Origin of the sequence: Siminovitchia fordii DSM 16014 = CIP 108821 (assembly GCF_000374565.1) — a bacterium.
Classification (GTDB): Bacteria; Bacillota; Bacilli; order Bacillales; family Bacillaceae_C; genus Siminovitchia; species Siminovitchia fordii.
In genome coordinates this window covers 19,152-42,750 of the sequence record NZ_KB894712.1, presented here as the reverse complement: position 1 = coordinate 42,750, position 23,599 = coordinate 19,152, and the positions used below count along the sequence as shown (strand labels likewise).

The following is a 23,599-nucleotide window of genomic DNA, read 5'->3' as shown; positions in this document are numbered from 1 at the left end:
ATCAGGCGGGGAGTTGTATACGGCCATTGCTGCGAAATATCCGGTTGAAAAAATTCATTTTCATGGAAATAATAAGAGCGAAGAAGAGCTGGAAATGGCTTTGGATCATAAAATCGGCTGTATCGTTGTCGACAATTTCCACGAGCTTCATATGCTCCATCACCTATGCCAGGAAAGAAAACAAATCGTTAATATATTGCTCCGTGTGACACCTGGAATTGAGGCTCATACCCATGACTATATCCTTACCGGACAGGAGGATTCGAAATTCGGATTTGATCTGGAGAATGGGCAGGCGGAAACAGCGCTGGCTATGTCTTTGGAAAGCGAGTATTTGAATCTGCTCGGGCTCCATTGCCATATTGGGTCACAAATTTTTGAAACAGCCGGCTTTGTGATGGCCGCCAAAAAAGTTTTGGAAAAATTAAGTCTATGGAATGGTGAATATGGCTTTGTCCCTCAGGTTCTAAACCTTGGAGGCGGATTTGGGATTCGCTACACGGAAGGGGACACACCTCTTTCTCCTGAACAGTATGTCGAAGAAATGATTGTAGTCGTGAGAAATGAGACAGAACGGTTGTCGCTTCCGATGCCGGAAATTTGGATCGAACCTGGGAGGTCGCTTGTTGGGGATGCAGGCACAACCCTATATTCGATCGGTTCCAGAAAAGATGTCCCGAATGTAAGGAAATATGTGGCTGTTGATGGCGGGATGAGCGATAATATCAGACCTGCTCTATACGACGCCAAATACGAAGCTATACTGGCAAACCGGGCGCTTGACAAGCATGACGAAGTTGTATCGATTGCCGGGAAGTGCTGTGAATCCGGCGACATGCTTATTTGGGACCTTCCGCTCCCAGATCCAGGAACACAGGATATTTTGGCTGTTTTCTGCACAGGAGCGTATGGTTATGCAATGGCCAACAATTATAACCGGATTCCAAGGCCTCCGGTAGTATTCGTGGAGGATGGAAATAGCCGGATTGTCATTAAAAGGGAATCATATGAGGATCTTGTCCGGCTGGATGTCCCATTCAGTGAAAAATCACCCATTTAGGGTTCCAAATTGGACAAACATTTGCGTTAAACAGCGAATATAGGTAAAATGGTCGGTGTTGGATTAATGTTATATTATTAAAACTGATCATAACTACTGGCGGGAGTGTTTGTTTTTGCGCAAAAACAACATTATTTTGTTTGTTATACTTTTTGCCATGGCGTTCGTATGGGGATTGATTTATTGGCTTTTTATTGTGCCGAATAAATGAAATACTATTCGAAATAAAAATGATGAGGGGTAAATGATGTTAATTCGCTATAAAAAAGCCTTTGAAAAAATTGCAATGGGCCTTCTTTCGTTTATGCCGAATGAAAAAGATTTGAAGAAGCTGCAGCAAACGATGAAACAATATGAAGAAGGCGAAAATTGGCAGCTTTACCTGTGGAAAGCTGAAGATGATATCATTGGACTAATTGGTGCGGTCATTGAAGATGACACAATTGAGATCCAGCATATTTGTGTCACTCCTTCTCATCGACATGAAGGAATAGGGAAAAGTATGGTAAAAGCATTAAAACAGCTCCATACGGACAAAAAGCTGTGTCCAAATGAAGAGACATCGGCGTTTTTTGATAAATGCCAATTCTTGAATGAAGAAAACCCGGATGAATAGTATCCGGGTTTTTAATATGTTATTCGATGGCAGCTTTCTCAAGGTGTTTTTCGGTGAACAGTCTATTTCTCGCAATATGTTTATTGATGATGTATTCATTGAGTTCTTCCTTGCCGCCCCAATCAAATCCGATCAAACGTACTCGCTCCTTGCAAACAGTCAATAATTCGGAATCTTGTATTGGAAGGTTAATGGGACTATAGGGTGCACCCGACTGCATATCCTGGCAACTCCGGATCAGCATCGACAAAAGCTGTTCATAATTGATACCAAGAGAATGCAGCTCGGCTCTTTTTTTATTTACAATATCGAGGGCCTTTTCCAGCATCTTGATGGCACCTCTTTTATTTCCACGGCGGTAATGGTAAAAGCTTACGGCAATTTGGATCAAGCCGACCCACACAGAGCCTTTCTCCATGCCGGTATTTTTCCAATGATCCTCCAAAACTTCGTGACACTCAAAGAAGTCCCTGTCCCCATGAAAATGGGCCAGAAATTCAATATATGATAATGGAAAAATCAATAGTGATGACTCCCTCCGATTTGATAGCTTTATATTTTAGTGTAACACACTGGAGGGGGATCTTTCTAAAAAATAGTGATCACATCAGGATGAAAGTATTGTATGATGATAAGGTGGAAATATCAATGTTTATGTCGAAATTGGTGATATTATATGTCTTACCAAATTAAAACAGAAGTGTTCGAAGGCCCGCTTGATCTCCTTCTTCATTTAATCAAGCGAATGGAAATCGATATTTATGATATTCCAATGGCGGAAATAACTGATCAATATCTGTTATATATACATACGATGAACGAACTCGAACTTGATCATGCAAGCGAGTATCTCGTCATGTCTGCAACATTACTTTCAATCAAAAGCAAGATGCTCCTTCCGAAAAACGAAGAGGTCCAGGAAGAGGAGCTGCCATATGAGGAAGATCCAAGGACGGAACTGGTAGAACAGCTTATTGAATATAAAAGATTCAAAGAAGCTGCTATGCTTTTCCAGCAAAAAGAAAGTGCCAGAAGCGAGATTTTTACAAAGCCCCCAAGCGATCTTTCCCATTTTGCTGATGAAATTCCCAGGGTCCAAATATCCGGGGTTACGATTTACGATATGATTGGTGCTTATAATAAACTTTTAAGGAGAAAAAGAATTAAGCAGCCATTGTCGGCTAAGGTGGCCAGACCTAAAATCACGATTCAACAACGAATGGATGAATTAATAAATACACTTAAAAAAAATGGAAAAAGACAAAGTTTTTCAGCCTTTTTCCACACCTCTGATAAAGAGTTTATCATTATTACCTTTCTGGCTATGCTGGAATTAATGAAATGCAACGCAATTGAAGTCTGGCAAAGTCATAATTTCGAAGAAATATATTTATCAGCAAGAGAGGAGCCATTAGTTCTTGAAAGCAGTTAATTTAAAAGCGGCATTGGAAAGCCTGCTGTTTGCTGCGGGGGATGAAGGATTGACTCCAAAGCAGATAGGAGCAGCTCTTGATATATCCGAGATAGAAGCAGGAAGGTTAATTGAAGAACTTCATGATGAATACGAAGCGGATGAAAATAGGGGCCTTACAATCGCCATTCTTGCGGGTACGTACCAGCTTGTAACAAAAAGGAAGTTTTCTAATGTCTTACAAAAACTTGTAGAAAACACCCAAACAGAGTCCATCTCCCAGGCTGCATTGGAGACGATGGCGATTATCGCTTACAAGCAGCCGATTACAAGAGTGGAAATTGAGGAAATTCGTGGGGTGAAGACGGAACGACCGCTCCGGACGCTTTTGGCTAAGGGCTTAATTAAGGAAGCTGGAAGGAAAGAAGGCATAGGCAGGGCCATATTATACGCCACCACTCGTGAATTTCTCGACTATTTTGGGTTGACGGATATAAAAGAGCTGCCGCCATTGCCTGAACCGGCCAAGCATAACTCAAAGTTGGAGGAAGCAGGACCTTTATTTGATTTAACGGCAAGTCCAAATGAATAATTTTTTAGACGGCTCCCGGAAGGGGGCCATTTTTTTATCATATCGATTTGTTCGATGCATAGACTTGTACAAACGCACGAGAGGGGCGGGAGAATGTCGTCTTTGAAATATATTTTAGTCATTTGTATGAGCAGTGCATTAATATTACTCACCGCCTTTTCGAATAAAGAAAATCCGGAATTTCCAGTGAGCGCCTCCAGTGCTGTTTTGATGGAGCAGAAAACAGGAAGGGTTTTATTTGAAAAAAACCCTCATGAGGTCCGGAGGGTTGCATCGATTACGAAAATCATGACTGCTATTCTAGCTATTGAATCCGGAAAGATGGATGAAACTGTGAAGGTCAGCCGATCAGCAAGTTATACAGAGGGCTCATCCATCTATCTTGTTCCGGGAGAAAAAATAAAATTGAGAGATCTTGTTTACGGTTTGATGCTTCGCTCCGGGAATGATGCAGCAAATGCCATAGCGGAGCATGTCGGGGGCAGCATGGAGGGATTTGTCTTCATGATGAATCAAAAAGCAAAAGAAATCGGTATGACGAATACGGCTTTTTCAAACCCTTCCGGATTGGACAGCCATGAAGAGCATTATTCTACAGCTTATGATATGGCTCTCCTCATGCGTTATGCGATGCACGATGAAACATTTCGCACTATTTCCGGGACAAAAATATATTCTTTTGAACGGGAAGACCGCTCTCAGCATTGGAAAAATAAAAACAGGCTTCTGACCGAAAAATATAAATATGCCACGGGCGGTAAAACTGGCTATACGAAAAGGGCCGGAAGAACACTTGTTACAACAGCCTCAAAGAAGAACAAGGACATGGTTGCTGTCACATTGAATGCCTCGGATGATTGGAATGATCATATCTCCATGTATGAGTATGCGTTCAGTCATTTTAAAATGATGGAAATATTACCTGATGGCCCATTGAAGGGTGTTCAGCCGTTTAAAGGAAAAAAGACTTTATATATAAAGGGGCCTGTATATTATCCATTGACGAAGGAAGAGTACTCGGATGTACGGATTCGTTATACACTGCTTTCGCCAAAGGAAATGAGAAAAACCGAAGATGGCGAGGTCGGAAGGGCTGTGATCTATTTACAGGACCAGGCTGTCCGAAATGTACCGGTATATATTTCTGGGGAGGAACAGCGGGAAAAAATATCCTGGGCGCAAAGGCTGAAATCCCTGTTTCGTGAACGGGCAGGTGCAATATTACCATGATTAATATTATCTGGGTCGCAATGACAGTGATCGGACTCTTATTTGCTGCAGCCAACGGAAGAATGAAGGAAGTGAATGAAGCTATTTTCCATTCTGCCAATGAGGCGGTAACGCTATGTATCGGATTGATCAGTGTTCTCGTTTTCTGGCTGGGCATGATGAGGATAGCACAGGATGCAGGACTGCTTCAAAAACTGTCCAATCTATTCAAGCCCATGATACTGAAACTTTTTCCCGAGGTTCCAAGCGATCATCCGGCGGTTGGCTATATATTGTCAAATATCATCGCGAATATGTTTGGTTTGGGCAACGCAGCCACTCCGCTTGGAATCAAGGCGATGGAGCAGCTGAAAGTGTTAAATGGCGGGAAATCCGAAGCGAGCAGGTCAATGATTACTTTTCTCGCATTGAATACTTCAGGGCTGACCTTAATACCGACAACGGTGATAGCCATCAGGATGAACTACAATTCCACCGGTCCGACAGACATTGTCGGCCCTACATTGGTTGCGACAATTTGTGCCACTGCCGGTGCTATCATTATCGACAGGTTTTTTTACCATCGCCGGGCTAAAAAGGGAGATAAGTGATAATGCAAATGATCTCTGTTATTTCGTTATGGATTGTTCCGGCCATCATAGCCTATATATTACTTTATGGAACATGGAAAAGGGTTCCTACGTATGAGTCTTTTGTTGAAGGGGGCAAAGAGGGAATAAAAATCGCTGTCTCCATCATTCCTTTTTTGGTTGGAATGCTCGTCGCGATCACTGTATTCAGAGCTTCGGGTGCCCTGGATTTTTTCATAGGACTGGTCAAGCCCGTCCTGGATCAAGTTGGTGTTCCTGCAGAGGTTGTACCTCTGGCTATTATAAGGCCGATTTCCGGGACAGCTGCTCTGGGATTGATGAGTGATATCATCTCCGTCCACGGACCTGACTCTTTCATTGGGAGGATGGCTTCCACCATACAAGGAAGTACCGATACAACCTTCTATGTTTTGACGGTTTATTTTGGAGCAGTGGGGATCAAAAAAATGGGAGATGCCATTAAAGTGGGGCTTGCAGCAGACTTGATAGGCATTTCAGCGGCAATCATTATCGTGACTGTGATGTTCGGTCTATAGGCCGGATTTTTTTTTGTAAATTTTCAAATGGCACACTTCTAACCAATGGTCAAGGCTTATGACTACAAATCCTTCCTTTATGAACAAACTATGGACAAAAGGTAATATTCTTTGATTTTCCTATTAGGTATGCAATAATTCATACAGAAAACGCATCCTTTTGAGGTGAGGGAATGGAAAGATTACAAAAAGTTATTGCTCAGGCGGGAGTAGCCTCCCGACGAAATGCCGAGAAATTGATTGCTGAAGGAAAAGTGAAAGTGAATGGACAGGTTGTAACCGAACTGGGTACAAAAGTAGGCATAGCAGATAAAATAGAGGTGAACGGCATTCCGCTCGCGGAAGAAGAGAAAAGGTACTTTTTATTCTATAAGCCACGAGGGGTTATCAGTGCTGTAAAAGATGATAAGAACCGGAAAGTTGTCACAGACTACTTTGCCCATGTGCCAGAACGGCTATATCCCGTCGGGCGTCTTGACTATGATACGTCCGGTTTGCTGTTATTGTCCAATGACGGGGAGTTTACCCATTTGCTTACACATCCGCGCCATGAAATCAGGAAGACTTATGTCGCCAAAGTTAAAGGAATCCCGTTGCGTGAAGCCCTAAAAAAACTTGAAAAGGGAATTGTCCTTGAAGATGGCAAAACGGCTCCGGCAAAGGTGAAACTAATGACAGTAGAAAAAGGCAAGAACAGTGCAATTGTAGAAATCACGATACATGAGGGAAGGAACCGGCAGGTTCGGAGAATGCTGGAAGCCATAGGTCACCCTGTTTTAAAACTAAAAAGGGAACAGCTTGCGTTTCTTGACTTGTATGGTTTAAATGCGGGAGAGTACAGGGAATTGACTCCTCATGAGGTAAAAAGGTTGAAAGTTCTGGCCCAAACAGGGCAATGATGATAAGAGAGGATGTTCAAAAACTCACGAATTGATATGTGAAGCCTCTTCCTTGGCTTGTTTCTGCGCTGCTCATGTACGGTTAAAAACGTCCACGTCCAGTGGGCAATACGGAGTTATCATGTCCTTTGAAAGTGCGCTGTTCGGAACATCGCCGTTTCGCCTTCTTGCTTCTAATTTGGCAAACTTTTTGAACAAGCACTGATAAGAGATTTCAGTTTTCACATAACCTTCATATGAAAAGCCTGAACCGAACCTATATAGTGATATAATGTATGTCGAATATCTGTGCTTCAAGGAGGTTTGTATAATTCATATGGCTTCGAAAAAAAAGCGTCGTCTAGTTATTAGAACAATCATTTTAACTGTCATGACAGCTGCCGTCATCTATACTTTATATGCAAATTTTACGAAAGAATCAAGAAGTAAAGTTTCCGCTGGCGATAAGGCTCCGGATTTTGTACTTGAAGATCTTAATGGAGAAAAGCATCAATTGTCCAGCTATAAGGGCAAAGGCGTATTCCTGAACTTTTGGGGAACATGGTGTAAGCCGTGTGAACGAGAAATGCCTTATATGAATAATCAATATAAGGAATTCAAGGATCAGGGTGTTGAAATATTGGCGGTTAATGTCGGAGAGCCCGAATTTCTAATCAATAAATTTGTGGAAAAGCACGGTTTGGATTTTCCGATTTTAAAAGATAAGAACAAAGATATCATGAACATGTATGGTGTCTTCAATTTGCCAGCCACCCTTTTGGTAACCCCTGAGGGAAAAGTCATAAAAGTTGAGGAAGGCGAATTGACAGAGCAGAAAATCAGGGAAATGATGGAGAGCATTAAACCTACTAAGGGGAGCTAGTTATTTATGAATGAAGTGAAATGTGTCTGCGGACATGTCAATCCGCATGGAACTATCCTGTGCGAATCATGCGGCCGCGCCCTCACTGACGAAGCAAAAAGGGAAAACCTTCATGATATGCGTTATGAGGGGAGCGCACGCAGGTCACAAACGTACAACAAAACTTTTATTGATAAAACCTGGAACTTTTTTTCCTCGGTTAAAGTGGGAGTTTGGCTCATTGTAATCACATTGATAGTTTCGGCACTTGGGACCATATTCCCACAGGTGATGTATATACCGCCAAATGCTGATCCTTCCCAATATTATGCCGATGAATATCATATTTTCGGACAAATATATTACTGGCTTGGTTTGCATGATTTGTACAGTTCCTGGTGGTATCTGCTGCTGATCGCATCCATCGGAATTTCCCTAGTTATTTGCAGTCTGGACAGGGTGATTCCGCTACATAGGGCATTAAAAAATCAGCGGGTGGACCGCCATGTCGGCTTTTTGAAAAGGCAGCGCCTTTTTAACCGTAAGGAAATGAATATATCGGATGAGGAAATCGAAAAGTTCAAAAAAGAGCTTAAGGCAAAAAAATATAATATCAGGATCAAAGACGAAAGCATCTTAGCTGAAAAAGGAAGGTTCTCAAGGTGGGGGCCCTATGTTAACCATATAGGACTCATCATATTCCTGATTGGCGGAATGCTGCGATTTGTTCCCGGTATGTATGTGGATGAAGTTCTTTGGCTTCGTGATGGGGAAACGAAAACAATTCCCGGGACCAATAATGAATATGTTTTGGAAAACAAAAAGTTTACCGTCGATTTTTACGATAAAGAAAAAGATAAGGAAGTTTACAACTCGGCTTTGGAAAAAGCCGGTCCTGTCGTAAAAGAATTTCGGTCGGATGTTGTGCTTTATAAACGGGACCCTGAACAGACACTGGGGTCCGAAAGTAATCTCGTTGAGGTGAAAAAAGCAGAAATACGTGTGAATGAGCCATTGAAATTTGACCATTTTGCCATTTATCAAACAAGCTATAGGGAAAATGAATTGCAGTCAATGACGTTTACCCTTATGAACAAAAAACAGGAAAAGGGTTACGGCGAAGTGACGATTGATCTGTTCGATCCAAAGGACAGTTATGATTTGGGAAATGGATATAAAGTAGAACTGATCGGCTATTACCCAGATTTCTCGGGCTTTGCAGAGAATGGGGAGCCACAGACAAAATCACCGAATCCAAACAATCCTGCCTTTGTATTTAACATGATTTCTCCGGAGCATCCGAAGGGTGAGGTCAGCTTTACAGCCATCAGGCAGACAGAGGAGCCGCTTGGTGAAACTGATTATAAAATGACTTTCAAAGGCATTGATACTCAGAATGCAACTGCACTTACTGTCAGAAAAGACTTGACTCTATGGATTTTAGGTGTCGGCGGGGCCATCTTTATGATTGGTGTCATTCAAGGATCGTTCTGGATGCATAGGCGGATTTGGTTTCAGTATAAAAACGGCGAAGTTTTTATTGCCGGACACACGAATAAAAACTGGCACGGTCTGAAAAAAGATATATCTGATCTTATAGAAGGTACGTCCATACCAGATGTCATAGACCAGACGGGAGAAAATAAAGGAAAAGAAAGTGGGAATACATGATGACAGGACTCGTCCAAGTAAGCAGCAATTTGCTGTATGCTTCACTTATTTTATATCTTGTTGCAACCTTCCTTTTCAGCGGAGCGATTCGAGATAAGAGGGGCAGGGAGAAGCAGACGGGTGTTAACCGCTGGGGAGTGCTCGCGATCTTTGCAACAGTGATCGGCTTCATATCCCAGATTGGTTATTTCATTACAAGGTGGATTGCAGCAGGGCATGCACCTGTCAGTAACCTTTTCGAATTTACAACTTTTTTCGGGATGATGATTGTTGCTGCGTTCATTCTCCTATTCTTTATTTATAAGCTGAATGTCCTTGGGTTGTTTGCATTGCCGACCGCCTTTCTTTTAATCGCTTATGGGAGTATGTTTCCAAGGGAAGTCACCCCGCTTATTCCCGCATTAAAAAGTGACTGGCTACATATTCATGTCACAACAGCGGCAGCAGGTCAGGCTATTCTCTCTATCAGCTTTGTGGCTGGCATTATTTATTTATTAAAAGCTGTTGACCCCACAGTAAAGGACAAAAGATCCTTTTGGCTTGAAGCGATCATGTACTGTGTTGTCGCGACTATCGCTTTTATCATTATTTCAACATCGTTCAGCTTAACTCATTATAATGCGGATTTTGCCTGGGTAGATAAAAATGATAGGCCGGCTGAAACCTCGTATCGGCTTCCTGCTCTAGTTGGCCCCCATGAAGGCGAACTTTTGACCAAGGATCGGATGAGCCCGCTTGTAAGCATGCCGGCAATCATCAATGCCAACAAATTAAATACTGTCGTTTGGACAGTTATTGCTGGGACAATCCTGTATCTATTGCTGCGCTTGGTCACCAGGAAGCGGATCAGCCTGTTATTAAAGCCGCTTGTCAAGAATGTCAACCTTGATCTTGTCGACGAAATCGGCTATCGCTCTGTGTTGATTGGATTTCCGGTCTTCACTCTAGGCGGCCTGATTTTCGCCATGATTTGGGCGCAGATTGCGTGGACGAGATTCTGGGGATGGGATCCGAAGGAAGTATGGGCGCTTATCACATTCCTTTTCTATGCTGCATTTCTTCATCTGCGGCTATCAAGGGGTTGGCATGGGGAAAGATCTGCATGGCTTGCGGTGATTGGGATTGCAATTATCATTTTCAACCTTGTATTCGTCAATCTGATCATTGCGGGTCTTCACTCTTATGCATGACTAAGTGCGAGATTTTGTACTAAAAGCCCTCACTCTTTAGGTGTGGGCGTTTTTCTTATACAATAGTATGTAAGTACGCTAAGATGATGCCGAGGGGGAAAGAAAATGGAACAAGAAGTTAAAATTTTGATTGTAGATGATGAAGATCGTATTCGCAGGCTATTAAAAATGTATCTTGAACGTGAAAATTATATCATCGATGAGGCGGCCGATGGCGAAGAGGCGCTCGAAATGGCCATGACCAATGAATATCACTGTATTTTGCTTGATTTGATGATGCCAAAAAAAGACGGCATTGAGGTTTGTAAGGAGCTGCGTGAAGAAAAGGCCACTCCCATTATTATGCTAACGGCAAAGGGAGAAGAAGCAAATAGGGTGCAGGGGTTTGAAGTGGGGGCTGATGATTACATTGTCAAGCCGTTCAGCCCGAGGGAAGTTGTCTTGAGAGTGAAGGCAGTGTTGAGAAGGTCTTCTCAGACAAGCTTTCTTCAAACTGATCCAACTGCACGGGATATTATCGTCTATCCGCACTTATCGATTGACCATGACGCACACCGGGTTACCGCTGATGGAAAAGAAGTGAACCTTACACCGAAAGAGTATGAACTTCTCCACTTTTTGGCAAAATCGCCCGATAAGGTGTTTGACCGCGAGCATTTGTTGAAAGAGGTTTGGCAGTACGAGTTTTTTGGAGACTTGAGAACAGTGGACACACATATAAAAAGATTGCGCGAGAAGTTGAACCGCGTATCTGAAAAAGCAGCAGGAATGATTGTCACTGTTTGGGGAGTAGGGTATAAATTCGAGGCAGGCAATGAATGAGACTTTGGCGCAGCGTTGTCGGGAAACTATGGATGACCATTCTGCTGCTGGTCTCCTTTGTATTGGTCATATTGACTATTTTACTGATACAGTTTTTTGAGAAATATCATGTAGACCAAATTGAACAAAATTTATCAGATACAGCTGAAAAAATATCGGGGATTATTGAATCTCATCGAAATGACGGGCTTGGAGAGGAAATTGTGTTCGAAATTGTGGACGATCCCATGGCAGTTGCCATTGCATACGACAAAGAACGTTTTCATTATTCTCCAAACGTAAATGAGAGTAACAAGATACCCTCGTATGTATTTTTAAACGACGATGAGTTGAGCAAGGTATTCACCCAACAGAAAATAATTAAGAAAGAACTATCGCTGTCTGAACTACATGAGTCCGGCAGCAGATTTAATAACTACATTGTCGCCGGTGTACCGCTTCATCTAAACGATAATGAAACTGGTGCCATTTTCATTTACCAGTCGTTGGGAGTGCTGAAAGAAACAACGAAGCAGACAGCCAATCTCATATTGCTAGCTGCCGGAATAGCGATTGTTTTGACGACCATTTTCGCTTTCTTTTTATCTACAAGGATTACTGCACCGCTGCGCAGAATGAGAGAAGCCGCATTTGAATTGTCAAAAGGCAACTTTGATACGAGGGTTCCGTTCCTGAGCCATGATGAAATTGGAGAATTGGCCATTGCATTCAATCAAATGGGGAAACGCCTAAAATTCAATATGAATGTTTTAAGGCAGGAGAAGGAACAGCTTACCAATATTTTAAGCAGTATGGCAGATGGAGTTATGACATTTAGTCGTGATGGCACCATTTTGATTACGAACCCGCCGGCTGAAAGATTTCTTCAACAATGGCCTATAGACGGAAACGAAGCCAACTATCCGATTCCACCTGAAATGGCGGAACTTTTGGAACGGGCTGTCGCTGATGAAAAAGAACATACCGGTGAACTGTCAATCCAGGGGCGGTACTATGTTGTTATCGTCAGTCCCCTGTATACACATGATCAAAAAAGTGTACGTGGAGCGGTGGCTGTAATAAGAGACATGACAGAGGAACGTCGATTGGATAAACTGAGAATTGACTTTGTTGCCAATGTGTCGCATGAACTTCGTACTCCAATAGCCATGCTTCAGGGGTACAGTGAGGCCATCATCGATGATATTGCGGGTTCCGAAGAGGAGAAACAGGAAATCATAAAAATCATATATGACGAGTCACTTCGGATTGGACGACTCGTCAACGAACTTCTTGATATGGCGAGAATGGAAGCAGGTCATATCACTTTGAACTTCGAAGAAGTGGATGTCGGTGTGTTTGTTGAAAGGATCACTTCTAAATTTCAAACCATTGCCCGTGATAATAAAATTGACCTGAAAAGCCATATTGAGAAAGAGGGAGTGCTTTTTTCGCTTGACCCTGATAAAATTGAACAGGTATTAACGAATCTTATAGATAACGCCATGAGATATACTCATGAAAATGGTAAAATCACAGTTACCCAGTCCGTTGTAAAGGGCGGAATCACAATTTCCGTTGAAGATGATGGAACCGGGATCCCCGAAGAAGATTTGCCATTTGTTTTTGAACGCTTTTATAAAGCGGACAAGGCACGAACAAGAGGAAGGGCAGGTACAGGACTTGGCCTTGCCATTGCCAAAAACATTGTCAATACCCATCAAGGCCAGCTGACAGTGACAAGCAAACTGGGGGAAGGAACGACTTTCACTCTATTTTTGCCAAATAGATCATGAAGAAAAATGCTGAAGCTTGGCGTCTAATCTTGTTTCATGCGTAACATATCGCAGATTGAAGGAGCTGCATTTGATTGTCAAATGCAGCTCCTTCATAAAATCCAAGTGATAAATGTATAAAATGAAAAGGATTTTGACATATATCTTCACAAATTAGAGCTATTGTTGTATAATAAGTCCAAATAACATATCCGATTCATCTTCGGGGCGTGGTGAAATTCCCGACCGGCGGTAATGAGATTCCGATTCTCTGAGCCCGCGAGCCTGATAAAGGCAGGATTTGGTGTGATTCCAAAGCCGACAGTATAGTCTGGATGGGAGAAGATGAAGGTAGCCGCCATACGTTCAAAATGCAGGAATCTGAACGTTTATTAGAACATGCCTTAATTCTCCCTCAAAAGTTCAAAACTTTGAGGGATTTTTCATTTTAGGCTGTGGATGTTGGCTGACCTTTCTTCGACATGGGATGAATCTCAAAGGAGAGAGGATTTTGAAAAAATTCAATACGAGGTCATTTGTAGCAATCGGGATGTTAAGCAGCCTGTCATTTGTGCTGATGCTCATTAAATTCCCAATACCGCCGTTTCCGGCCTATCTTACAGTGGATTTCAGCGATATTCCTGCATTGATCGCTGCGCTGATGTTTGGGCCGCTTGCAGCAATACTGGTGGAACTGATTAAAAATATACTAGATTATTTAATGATTGGCAGCGAGGCCGGAATTCCGGTTGGAAACTTTTCCAACTTCATCGCAGGAATCCTGTTTGTTTTGCCTACTTATTATGTGTTTAAGAAGTTGAAAAGGAAATGGGGATTAGTTGTTTCATTAATCTTTGGAACTCTGTTCATGTCAGTTTTCATGAGTATATTGAATTATGTGGCGATTCTGCCCGCCTACACGCTTTTGCTTGGATGGGACCCGATGTCGACTTCGGATCTGCGTCAGTTGGTCGTAGCTGCCATCCTGCCATTTAATATAATCAAAGGTTTGATTGTAGCGATTATCTTTTTATTGATATACAGCCGCATGCGCAACTGGATAGATAAGCAAGTCGTTTACCGTAATATCTAATAGTGATTTAGTGAGCCAGCAATGAATTTTTCATTGCTGGCTTTTTTTAAAAACTGACACAACTAAATACAAAGGAGTAAGAAAAACTACGACTTAAGTCTATATGAACAATTAACAAATAAACTATACTGAAGTAGTGGGAATTATACTTTATGGGGGGGAAATGAATGATCTGGTTTACAAAATGGGCTTTGAGAAACAGGGCAGCTGTCATTTTGATGACTGTTTTGGTTTTGGGGCTCGGGACACTAAGTTATTTTACATTGCCAAAGGAATTTATGCCTGCCGCAAATAACCCTGCGGTAACAGTGATTGTTATGGGGCAGGGGACAGATGCAGACACCATGGCTGAGGAGGTTACAAAGCCTATAGAGAAAGCGATAGGTTCAGTCAAAGGTAAAATGCATGTATTCTCAACATCTGCAGACGGGTATTCATCCATTGATATAGCATTGGATCCTTCAATTGATATGAAAGAAGCAAAAAATCAGGTTCAGGAAGCGTTAACTGGCGTTGAGCTGCCAGAGGGCTATTCCAAGCCGATCGTTTCACAACTGAACTTGGACATGATTCCTTTATGGCAAATCGGGCTTTCTTTTCCAAAAGGGATCAATAGAGATGACATGGAAAAAATAGAAAATGAAATTATTCCAATGTTTCAGGGTATCTCTGGAATGTCTGATGTTCTTGTATATGGAAAACAGCACACTCAAGTAAATGTGATTCTTGATCAGAAAAAAATGTCTGATTACCAGATCCCTATTCAGGCATTAATGGGTATTCTTCAAGGGAAGAACTTGGCAGTGGCAGTGGGGGAAGAAACAGTTGATGAGCGTAAAGCAAATCTAAAAGTCATTGGGAAGATAGAAGGAATAAAAGAACTTGAAAACATACAGATTGCACCGGAAATTCGACTGAAAGATATTGGAAAGGTTAACATCAGTGACACAAGTGAAACATTTTTTACCCGGGTAAATGGGGAGGAAGCAGTGGCCCTGCTTCTTCATAAAGAGTCAAATGCAAATGCAGTTTCGGTCGGTAAAAAAGTGGAACAGACTATGGAAAAGGTAAATAATGATTTCAAACCGGCCATTGAGGCATCAATGCTCATATCATTTTCGGAATTTATAGTAAACTCTGTGGATAGTATGATGCACGCGGTACTACTTGGTGCTTTATTTGCTACGATTGTCATTTTTATCTTTTTGCGCCATATGAGAATGACACTCATTACCATTATAAGCATCCCACTGTCTCTTGGTTTGACACTATTTTTACTATCACAATCAGGAATTACGTTAAATATACTGACTATTGGTGCTGTTGCGGTTGCCGTGGGCCGTTTAGTGGATGACAGTATCGTTGTTATAGAGAACATATTCAGAAAAGTTCAAGGAGGAGATTTTTCAAAAGAAGTGATTGTTAATTCGACCAAAGAGGTGGCAGCTGCCATTACTTCGTCGACATTGACAACTGTTGCGGTGTTTTTACCAATGGGGCTTGTGAAGTCGCTTGAGGAATTATTACTTCCATTTGCGCTGACGATTACATATGCACTTCTGTCTTCACTTCTAGTTGCATTGATTATCGTTCCTCTCATGAGTTCGCGTTTGCTGAAACAGGGAAAAATGCCTGTGTACAAGAAACCGAACCGGTATATAAAAATCTTGGATTGGTGCTTAAGACATAAATGGGTCCCACTATTGTTGTCTTTCATTATATTTATAGGAGCGATAGGCATGTACGTTGTCATGCCAAAAGGAACAGCTGACGCTTCGGATAACGACGTGTCTGTATCAGTGGTATATCCGGATCATATACCTTTTTCAAAAGTGAAGGATGAGGCTTTTGAGTTCGAGTCCTTTCTAAAGGGTCAGTCTGAAGTGAAAGAAGTCATCACATTCCTTGGATCGAATCCAGAGGATGCCCAGTTCAGCCAAATCAATTCGCAAAATCAAGGGAATTTTCACGTAGTGATGAAGAAGGATGCCGATACTAAAAAAATGATGGAAAAAATAGAGAAACAAAAAGAAAAGTATCCTGAGGCGGATTTCGACATCATGGTGGCATCCATTGTAAACTTCAGTGATTCAACAATCACATTGGATGTCGTTGGAAACGATGCCGACAAGTTATTGGAAGCATCCAAGAAAGTGATGGATGAAGTAAAGGGAATTGAAGGAGTAGAAAAAGTAACAAGCAATCAAAACGAGCTTAAAACGGTCTATAATATTAATGTTGATCAAAAGAAAGCAAACACAGAAGAAGTTGCCAAGCAAGTACAGGTGCTGCTAAACCCATTTCCGATCGGGATGATCAGAGTTGAGGGCAAAGATACGCCAGTCCTGATTGACAGTTCCATCCATCCGACTTCAGAGAGTGAGCTAAAGGACATCTCTGTTATGTCCGATGACAAAATAGTAAAGCTTTCAACGATTGCTAAAATTGAGAAAATGGAGAAGCCGACAAGTGTTCTTCGGAAAGACGGTAAAGAATATGTACGTGTCAGTGTGGAGGCGGACCCGAAAAATCTGTCCAATATAGCGGGTGAGGTCAATATGAAGGCAGGTAAACTGTCCTTGCCTGAGGGAGTTTCTTTGGAATATGGAGGAGCCGCAAGTGCACAGTCTGAACAATTCATGGAACTGTTCCAATTAATGGCTGTTTCCATCGGTCTAGTCTATCTGATCATGGTGCTTACGTTTAAAACACTCCGTGCCCCTCTTGTGATCTTGTTCACGTTACCGTTGGCATTGATTGGGGCAATTCTTGGGTTGCTCGTATCCAGGACACCTATTGATATCGGAGCCATGATCGGGGCGCTTATGTTAATTGGGATTGTCGTGACAAATGCGATTGTTTTTCTTGACCGGGTAAGGCAGAACGAAAAGACAATGCCGATTCGACAAGCTTTGATTGAGGCTGGTGCCACAAGGTTCCGTCCTATCATCATGACTGCCTTGGCTACTATCTTTGCCATGATTCCTCTTTTGATGGGCAAGGAGGAAATGGGCAGCCTTGTCTCGAAAGGGTTGGCAGTTGTTGTCATTGGTGGATTATCGGTTGCCACTTTGTTGACGCTTGTGATCATTCCGGTTGTATATGAGCTCTTCCATTTTAAAAAGGCAAAAAAACAACGGTTATCAGAAGAAAATAAAATTGCTATGTAATGTAAAGAGGGAGCTTTCGCTCCCTCTTCAACAATTTTATTATTCAAACTTCAATGGATCTCCATCAAATGGTTCGTCGGCGACCTTTATGGATTCAGTCGGGCAGCCTTCAAATGCATCCAACATGTCATCTTCCAAAATATCAGGAACTTCCGCAATACCTTTATTGTCATCAAGGACGACATAAGCCAGGCCTTCGTCATCATAGTCATATATATCAGGTGCTGCAGCTCCGCAAGCACCGCAGGCAATGCAAGTATCTTGGTCGACCATTGTATACTTGGCCACTTGTAAACCTCCTATCACTTATCTATGTCAATTCTGTGTAAAAACATGCTATTGAAAAAGATTTATTTCTATACATATATTAATCCTCCACAATCAACATTTCAACATAAAAGAACCCTATGAAAATTTGTCGAACTATTTTATTTAACGGAAGATCATAGAGAACATAGTCGAAAAAATCGATTCATGATAAAATTAAGATAATCTCTCTCTAATGAGAAACAGCATAATGCAAAATTATTTTTCACAAATGGTGAACTTCTATGTATTGCCCGTTCAATCATAAAAATTTCCTGGTCATAAAATAAGATGGCACTACCATATATATGATGGATTATTGTTATTAAAAACGAGTGATTTTACATGAGACAAAACAGACAGGCAGAGCTTATCAAGCAAATGACTCCGCGGGAACTTACAGCTCATTTGTATCTGACTCAATTGATTTTGCTTTTGGTTTCCCTTATAGCAGGAGCAATTTTTTTCGACGTCGATGACATTTTATCGAGATTCAAATTTGATTCAAAATGGGTTTTTTGGGGAATCGTTAATGGGATAGTCGTTGTAGGTATTGATATCCTGTTGATGAATATAATGCCGAAAAAATTTTATGACGATGGCGGGATCAATAATAAAATTTTTAAAGCGATGCCAGTATGGCAAATCCCCATTGTTGCATTCGTGGTCGGATTAACGGAAGAACTCCTGTTTCGGGGGATAGTGCAAACGTCAATAGGGCTCGTGGCCGCAAGTATCTTATTTGCAATCATACATTTCCGGTATTGGACCCATTGGTTTTTAATGGTGAACGTCATGATATTAAGTTTCTGGATGGGAATCGTGTATGAATTGGCCGATCAGAAGCTTTGGCCGGTGATCGCCATGCATTTTACCATAGACTTTTTGTTGGGGATATATATAAAATTCGGTTCTTTCCGAAAGGAATTGTAAAAGAGGGGATTATAGATGGAATTGAATCAAAAAGGTAGACAGTGGCGAACAGCCGATACAGAGAAAGAAAAAATGGACGATAAAGAAGTGCTGCCTTCAAGAGCAGAATATCATGGGAATAAAAGTAATCCTAAAAAAAGACGTCCCAGTAAGAAAAAAAGAATGAAAGTATCAATTCCTCTTGTTCTTTTGCTCATTTTATTAATGCTTCCGATCATCATACTATCCATCATTAACAATGGTGACCGCTCAAAAGCTAATCTTGTCAGCAGTTCCGGTGAAGAAGTGTCTTTTGAGACAGAAGATTCGGTAACGGAAGCCGATTCTCAAACGGAGGGCCAAAAAGAAAAGAACGTCGAAGAATCCTCCGTTGAACAGGAAAGTAAATCAGAAAAGAAAGAGGATAAATCTGACAAAAAAGAGAAAGAATCAGAAAAGAAAGAGGATAAATCCGAAAATAAAGAGAAAAAATCGGAAATGAAAGACAACAATAATAAAGATCAAGAGAAAAAAGAGGAAGCGGTAAAAACCCAAGAAACTCAAGCTGCCAATGAAAATTCGGAAATGGAAAAGCAGGCAGAACAAGGCAATGAAGAGAAAGTTACTTATCACACTGTCCAACAGGGGGAAAACCTTTTCCGTATCGCATTGAAATATTATAGTTCCCAGGAAGGTGTAGAAAAAATCAGGCAGGCAAACGGCCTTGCAGGAAATGAGATCAGCGTGGGTCAAACATTGAAAATACCACTGCCCTAAATACTATCATAAGATGGATTAGCCCCTCATACGATTAGGATGAGGAGCTGTTTGATGGAGGGCATGCAATGATGGAGAAAATTATGCTTACGCTTGACGAGCAGGTAGATGAAGCAACCAAAAGGATGATCCTGCACTTGATCGAGAAAAAGATGAAATATGATCACTATAAAAATACACATTTTTTCATTCTTTCTTTTTTTATATTATACTGTCTTACTCTATTATTCATCTGCTACACGCTGATCATCGTTCCGAATGAATATTCTATCATGAAGAGTATTACGATATTGCTTGATAAAAACCATCTTATCTTTCTTTTTTTGATGGCAGTTTTTCTGTTTGGGGCATTGAAATTTTATTACGAAAAAAAAGAGAAGGCGGAAACGGAGTTTCATGATTTAAGATGTGAGATCATTGATAAAAGCCATGATATTTGGACTGAAGAACATTGGTCTACCCGCCATCGTGTTTTCGATGAAATCAAACAACAGTATGATATAAATTTGTATTATGAAAGCAAGTAAGAAAACCGCAATTTACCCGTCTAAAAGCGAGAAATACAAGACAATCTTTGAAGAGGAGGCTTTTGGACCCTCTAGCATGAAGTAGAGTATGTTTCATGCATGCCACAGGAGCGCATTCTACTTTGAATGTGTTTTCACGCTGGCTCGATCTTACGCTGTAGGTGCTTTGTCCGATCAAAGGGGCAGTCTGGATTGGGGGAGAAGAAAAGAATCCAGATTGAACATTTAATTCGGAAATCTTATTGACAAACGACAAATAAGCCGATATAATTCGATTTACTTACCAACACAATAAAAGTATTGACCGGTCAACCGGAAATACAACCTTATTCAGGATTGTATTTCCGGTTTTTTGTTGTTTGGGAAGGCTACAATTTGATATAACCGCTTTTTTCTTATCAAGAGAGGTTGAGGGAATGGCCCTGTGACGCCTCAGCAACCACCGTTTTATTCGGAAAGGTGCTAAATCCATCAAGTTGGTAAATGACTTGGAAGATGAGAAGAAACCTAATATTTTTTGGGCTTCTTCTTATTGAGAAGGCCCTTTTTCTTTGGAAAAGAAGGGTTTGTATCTCACTTGGGAAGGAGAATGACATTGTCTTTAAAAAAGGAAACTCTGCTTGTCCAAACAGGAAACGATAGGGATGAGCCACTTGGAGCAGTCAACACTCCCATTTATTTATCAGCTCCTTATCGCCATCAAAATATCGGTTTGTCAAATGGGTATGATTACATTAGAACAGGCAATCCCACACGTGATGTCCTCGAACGTGCAATAGCGGAACTTGAAAATGGGGATCGCGGATTTGCCTGCAGTTCCGGAATGAGTGCAATTCAACTGGCATTTTCCTTGTTTAAAACAGGAGATCATATTATCGCATCCAGAGACTTGTATGGTGGTTCATACCGGATTTTTGAATGGTTTTCTACAAACTATCAGATACAATTTTCCTTTTGGAATCCAGAAAATGAAATTATTGATAAACTGATACAAACCAATACAAAAGCGATATTTATTGAAACACCTACAAACCCGTTGATGAGGGAAACAGATCTCCAAATTTTATCGGAATTTGCTAGAGAGAATGGGCTATTGATGATTGTCGATAATACATTTTATACTCCAATCATTCAAAGACCTATCGAAATGGGGGCGGATATAGTCATTCACAGCGCGACCAAATATTTAGGCGGTCACAATGATGTACTGGCTGGTTTGGTCATATCGGGTAATGAGGAGATAAGCACAAAGCTGTCCGAAAATCATAACACTTGCGGAGCAGTACTAGGGCCGTTCGATTCCTGGCTTCTGATCAGGGGAATGAAAACACTGGCATTGCGGATGAGACAGCATGAGGAGAATGCCAAGAAGATTTATTCATATTTAAAACAGCATCAACTGGCAATAACAGTTCATTATCCCGGAAAAGGCGGGATGGTCAGCTTTGAAATTGCTAATGAAGCATGCGTTTCTCCGTTTTTAAGATCATTAAAAATTTTTACTTTTGCAGAGAGTCTGGGCGGTGTGGAAAGTTTGATTACATACCCCGCAACACAGACGCATGCCGATATTCCTGAAGAAACCAGACAAAGCTATGGCCTCAGCAACCGGCTTCTGAGGATTTCAGTGGGAATCGAACATGCAGAAGATTTGATATCAGATTTGGAACAAGCTTTTCATTGCTTGGAAAAGGATGGATTGGCCCCTTCAACAAAAGTTAAAGGAGGTGGTCAAGTTGAATCTGTTAGATAGTTTAAAAGAACGAATATTGATCGGAGACGGAGCGACAGGCACCCTATTATATTCGTACGGTGTTGACCGCTGTTTTGAGGAGTTGAATCTCACTCACCCGGATGATATTTTTCATATTCATGAGGAATATATAAAAGCCGGTGCAGAAGTAATCCAAACAAACACATATAGTGCTAATTATATAAAACTTGCAAGATATGGTTTGGAGGAACGTGTAAAGGAAATTAACAGCGGAGCGGTTAAAATAGCAAAAAGTGCAGCCCAAAAGAATGCCTTTGTTGTCGGAACAATCGGTGGAATTCATGGGGCGAGATTCCATTCAGAACTGCGGGAGGAAATTAAACGGAGTTTTAGGGAACAACTGTATTGTCTTCTAATTGATGATGTTGATGGTCTTTTGTTGGAAACGTATTACGATCTTGATGAATTGACCACTGTATTAGAAATAGCCCGCCAAGTGACAGATATACCAATCATTACAAATGTGTCCATGCATGAGCCAGGAGTCCTGGAAAATGGAATTCTTTTATCAGATGCTTTAAAACGTTTGGAGGATCTCGGAGCTGATGTTGTCGGGGTGAATTGCAGACTGGGTCCGTATCATGCGCTGAAAGCGTTGGAGACCGTCCCCATTCCCGGGAAAGCTTTTTTATCTGCTTATCCGAATTCAAGTCTCCCTGAATTCCGGGATGGAAAGTTGCTTTACAAATCCGAGCCTGAATACTTCAAGAAGTTTGCTGTACATTTCCGAGATGAAGGGGTCCGATTGATGGGAGGATGCTGCGGAACAACTCCTGATCATATCCGGGCCATGAAGGAAGGCATAAAAAACTTAAAGCCGATTAAGAAGAAGAATGTAAAAAAACAGGAAAGGTTAGAAATAAGCGAAACGAAAAAGCCTGATGAATTGACGTTATTTGAGAAAATAAAAGCTAAACGTTCGATCATTGTAGAGTTGGATACTCCAAAACATTTAAACACACGAAAATTTTTTGATGGGGCAAAGGCACTAAAAGAAGCAGGAATTGACGGCCTGACAATAGCTGATAACTCTCTTGCATCCCCCAGGATATGCAATAAAACAATGGCATCGCTCGTCAAAAGAGACGTCGGTCTTTCGTCTCTGGTCCATATAACATGCCGTGACCGTAATTTGATCGGATTACAGTCACACTTAATGGGTTTGCATACGTTGGGAATTCGGGATATTTTGGCGATAACAGGTGACCCGACTAAAATCGGCGACTTTCCGGGAGCAACATCTGTCTTTGATGTGACATCATTTGATTTGATCAAGCTGATCAAGCAATGTAACGAAGGTATTTCCTTCTCAGGAAAATCCCTTAAACAAAAAACGAACTTTCATGTGGCAGCGGCTTTCAACCCTAATGTTCATAATATTGAAAAATCATCCGAGCGTCTGGAGAAAAAGATTCAATCTGGTGCTGATTATGTATTGACACAGCCTGTTTTTAGCCAGGAAAAAATTATTGAGACATGGGAAGCCACCAAACATATAGAGGCACCCATTTATATTGGAATTATGCCGCTTGTTTCTTCAAAAAATGCAGAGTTTCTTCATAATGAAGTTCCTGGCATTAAATTGACAGTCGAAACGAGAAAGAGAATGGATATTGCGAGAGATCCGGAGAAGGCAGTTCTAACCGGTTTGGACATAGCGAAGGAATTAATAGACACTGCTATTCAGTATTTTAATGGAATCTATTTAATTACACCGTTCATCCGCTACGAGTTGAGTGTGGAGTTAGCAAAATACATCCAACAAAAAACGACGGAGTTGGATGAAAAGCGAAGTTCTCAATTTGTTTTATCATAAAAGATGATTAGG

At 41.3% G+C, this 23,599-nt stretch carries 22 protein-coding genes and 2 riboswitches; of the genes, 20 read left to right on the top strand and 2 right to left on the bottom strand.

Annotated features, from left to right (window positions below; all coding sequences use genetic code 11):
- Both lysA and C509_RS0121135 read left to right on the top strand, forming a co-directional pair.
- A partial coding sequence (gene lysA / locus C509_RS0121145) for a diaminopimelate decarboxylase (RefSeq protein WP_018708938.1) occupies window positions 1-1,060 on the top strand: 1,060 nt, incomplete at its 5' end.
- A 247-nt stretch (window positions 1,061-1,307) separates the two neighbouring features.
- On the top strand, window positions 1,308-1,676 hold the full coding sequence (locus tag C509_RS0121135) for a GNAT family N-acetyltransferase (protein ID WP_018708936.1): 369 nt from the start codon (window positions 1,308-1,310) through the stop codon (window positions 1,674-1,676).
- A gap of 19 nt (window positions 1,677-1,695) precedes the next feature.
- Here the strand turns inward: C509_RS0121135 and C509_RS24395 are convergent, their stop codons facing one another.
- Window positions 1,696-2,199 (bottom strand): DUF309 domain-containing protein, encoded by a 504-nt coding sequence (locus C509_RS24395; protein ID WP_018708935.1) that lies wholly within the window; start codon window positions 2,197-2,199, stop codon window positions 1,696-1,698.
- 153 nt (window positions 2,200-2,352) lie between these two features.
- Between C509_RS24395 and C509_RS0121125 the strand changes: the two genes are divergently transcribed.
- The 13 genes from C509_RS0121125 to C509_RS0121065 all read left to right on the top strand — a co-directional run bounded on the left by C509_RS0121125 (window position 2,353) and on the right by C509_RS0121065 (window position 17,475).
- Window positions 2,353-3,108 (top strand): segregation/condensation protein A, encoded by a 756-nt coding sequence (locus C509_RS0121125; RefSeq protein ID WP_018708934.1) that lies wholly within the window; start codon window positions 2,353-2,355, stop codon window positions 3,106-3,108.
- Entirely contained in the window at window positions 3,095-3,679 is a 585-nt protein-coding gene (scpB, locus tag C509_RS0121120; protein WP_018708933.1) for an SMC-Scp complex subunit ScpB, read from the top strand. The genes C509_RS0121125 and scpB overlap by 14 nt, the downstream gene beginning before the upstream one ends.
- A 93-nt stretch (window positions 3,680-3,772) precedes the next feature.
- Window positions 3,773-4,909, top strand: coding sequence for a D-alanyl-D-alanine carboxypeptidase family protein (locus C509_RS0121115; protein WP_018708932.1), 1,137 nt, complete (start codon window positions 3,773-3,775; stop codon window positions 4,907-4,909).
- Window positions 4,906-5,499 (top strand): nucleoside recognition domain-containing protein, encoded by a 594-nt coding sequence (locus C509_RS0121110; RefSeq protein WP_018708931.1) that lies wholly within the window; start codon window positions 4,906-4,908, stop codon window positions 5,497-5,499. Before C509_RS0121115 ends, C509_RS0121110 begins: the two co-directional genes overlap by 4 nt.
- A 2-nt stretch (window positions 5,500-5,501) precedes the next feature.
- On the top strand, window positions 5,502-6,035 hold the full coding sequence (locus C509_RS0121105) for a spore maturation protein (protein ID WP_018708930.1): 534 nt from the start codon (window positions 5,502-5,504) through the stop codon (window positions 6,033-6,035).
- Window positions 6,036-6,208: 173 nt separating this feature from the next.
- Entirely contained in the window at window positions 6,209-6,934 is a 726-nt protein-coding gene (locus C509_RS0121100; protein WP_018708929.1) for a pseudouridine synthase, read from the top strand.
- Window positions 6,935-7,250: 316 nt separating this feature from the next.
- Window positions 7,251-7,796 carry a thiol-disulfide oxidoreductase ResA gene (gene resA / locus C509_RS0121095; RefSeq protein WP_018708928.1) on the top strand — a complete coding sequence of 182 codons (546 nt, stop codon included), beginning with the start codon at window positions 7,251-7,253 and terminating at the stop codon, window positions 7,794-7,796.
- A 6-nt stretch (window positions 7,797-7,802) separates the two neighbouring features.
- Window positions 7,803-9,446 (top strand): cytochrome c biogenesis protein ResB, encoded by a 1,644-nt coding sequence (gene resB, locus C509_RS0121090; protein ID WP_018708927.1) that lies wholly within the window; start codon window positions 7,803-7,805, stop codon window positions 9,444-9,446.
- Window positions 9,443-10,636 carry a c-type cytochrome biogenesis protein CcsB gene (ccsB, locus tag C509_RS0121085; RefSeq protein ID WP_018708926.1) on the top strand — a complete coding sequence of 398 codons (1,194 nt, stop codon included), beginning with the start codon at window positions 9,443-9,445 and terminating at the stop codon, window positions 10,634-10,636. The genes resB and ccsB overlap by 4 nt, the downstream gene beginning before the upstream one ends.
- A 105-nt stretch (window positions 10,637-10,741) precedes the next feature.
- On the top strand, window positions 10,742-11,458 hold the full coding sequence (locus tag C509_RS0121080) for a response regulator transcription factor (RefSeq protein WP_018708925.1): 717 nt from the start codon (window positions 10,742-10,744) through the stop codon (window positions 11,456-11,458).
- Window positions 11,455-13,233: an ATP-binding protein gene (locus C509_RS0121075; RefSeq protein ID WP_018708924.1), complete on the top strand. Its 1,779-nt coding sequence runs from the start codon at window positions 11,455-11,457 to the stop codon at window positions 13,231-13,233. Before C509_RS0121080 ends, C509_RS0121075 begins: the two co-directional genes overlap by 4 nt.
- A 194-nt stretch (window positions 13,234-13,427) precedes the next feature.
- Window positions 13,428-13,563: riboswitch (FMN riboswitch) on the top strand.
- 160 nt (window positions 13,564-13,723) lie between these two features.
- A complete protein-coding gene (locus C509_RS0121070; RefSeq protein WP_018708923.1) occupies window positions 13,724-14,305 on the top strand; it encodes an ECF transporter S component in 582 nt (193 codons plus the stop codon).
- A 167-nt stretch (window positions 14,306-14,472) separates the two neighbouring features.
- A complete protein-coding gene (locus C509_RS0121065) occupies window positions 14,473-17,475 on the top strand; it encodes an efflux RND transporter permease subunit (protein WP_018708922.1) in 3,003 nt (1,000 codons plus the stop codon).
- A 39-nt stretch (window positions 17,476-17,514) separates the two neighbouring features.
- On the opposite strand, the gene C509_RS0121060 is transcribed toward C509_RS0121065, so the two are convergent.
- Window positions 17,515-17,763 (bottom strand): ferredoxin, encoded by a 249-nt coding sequence (locus tag C509_RS0121060; RefSeq protein ID WP_018708921.1) that lies wholly within the window; start codon window positions 17,761-17,763, stop codon window positions 17,515-17,517.
- Between the two features lie 363 nt (window positions 17,764-18,126).
- On the opposite strand from C509_RS0121060, the gene C509_RS0121055 reads away from it, so the two are divergent.
- The 5 genes from C509_RS0121055 to C509_RS0121035 all read left to right on the top strand — a co-directional run bounded on the left by C509_RS0121055 (window position 18,127) and on the right by C509_RS0121035 (window position 23,587).
- Complete coding sequence (locus tag C509_RS0121055; protein WP_018708920.1) at window positions 18,127-18,714, top strand: CPBP family intramembrane glutamic endopeptidase; 588 nt, start codon at window positions 18,127-18,129, stop codon at window positions 18,712-18,714.
- Window positions 18,715-18,729: 15 nt separating this feature from the next.
- Window positions 18,730-19,470, top strand: coding sequence for a LysM peptidoglycan-binding domain-containing protein (locus C509_RS0121050; RefSeq protein WP_018708919.1), 741 nt, complete (start codon window positions 18,730-18,732; stop codon window positions 19,468-19,470).
- 68 nt (window positions 19,471-19,538) lie between these two features.
- Entirely contained in the window at window positions 19,539-19,997 is a 459-nt protein-coding gene (locus C509_RS0121045; protein ID WP_018708918.1) for a DUF2663 family protein, read from the top strand.
- A 392-nt stretch (window positions 19,998-20,389) separates the two neighbouring features.
- A riboswitch (SAM riboswitch) is annotated at window positions 20,390-20,499 on the top strand.
- Window positions 20,500-20,586: 87 nt separating this feature from the next.
- The gene (locus C509_RS0121040; RefSeq protein WP_033370529.1) at window positions 20,587-21,750 is read left to right on the top strand and encodes an aminotransferase class I/II-fold pyridoxal phosphate-dependent enzyme; all 1,164 of its coding nucleotides are present in this window, start codon (window positions 20,587-20,589) and stop codon (window positions 21,748-21,750) included.
- On the top strand, window positions 21,734-23,587 hold the full coding sequence (locus C509_RS0121035) for a bifunctional homocysteine S-methyltransferase/methylenetetrahydrofolate reductase (RefSeq protein WP_018708916.1): 1,854 nt from the start codon (window positions 21,734-21,736) through the stop codon (window positions 23,585-23,587). Before C509_RS0121040 ends, C509_RS0121035 begins: the two co-directional genes overlap by 17 nt.
- Window positions 23,588-23,599 lie beyond the last annotated feature (12 nt).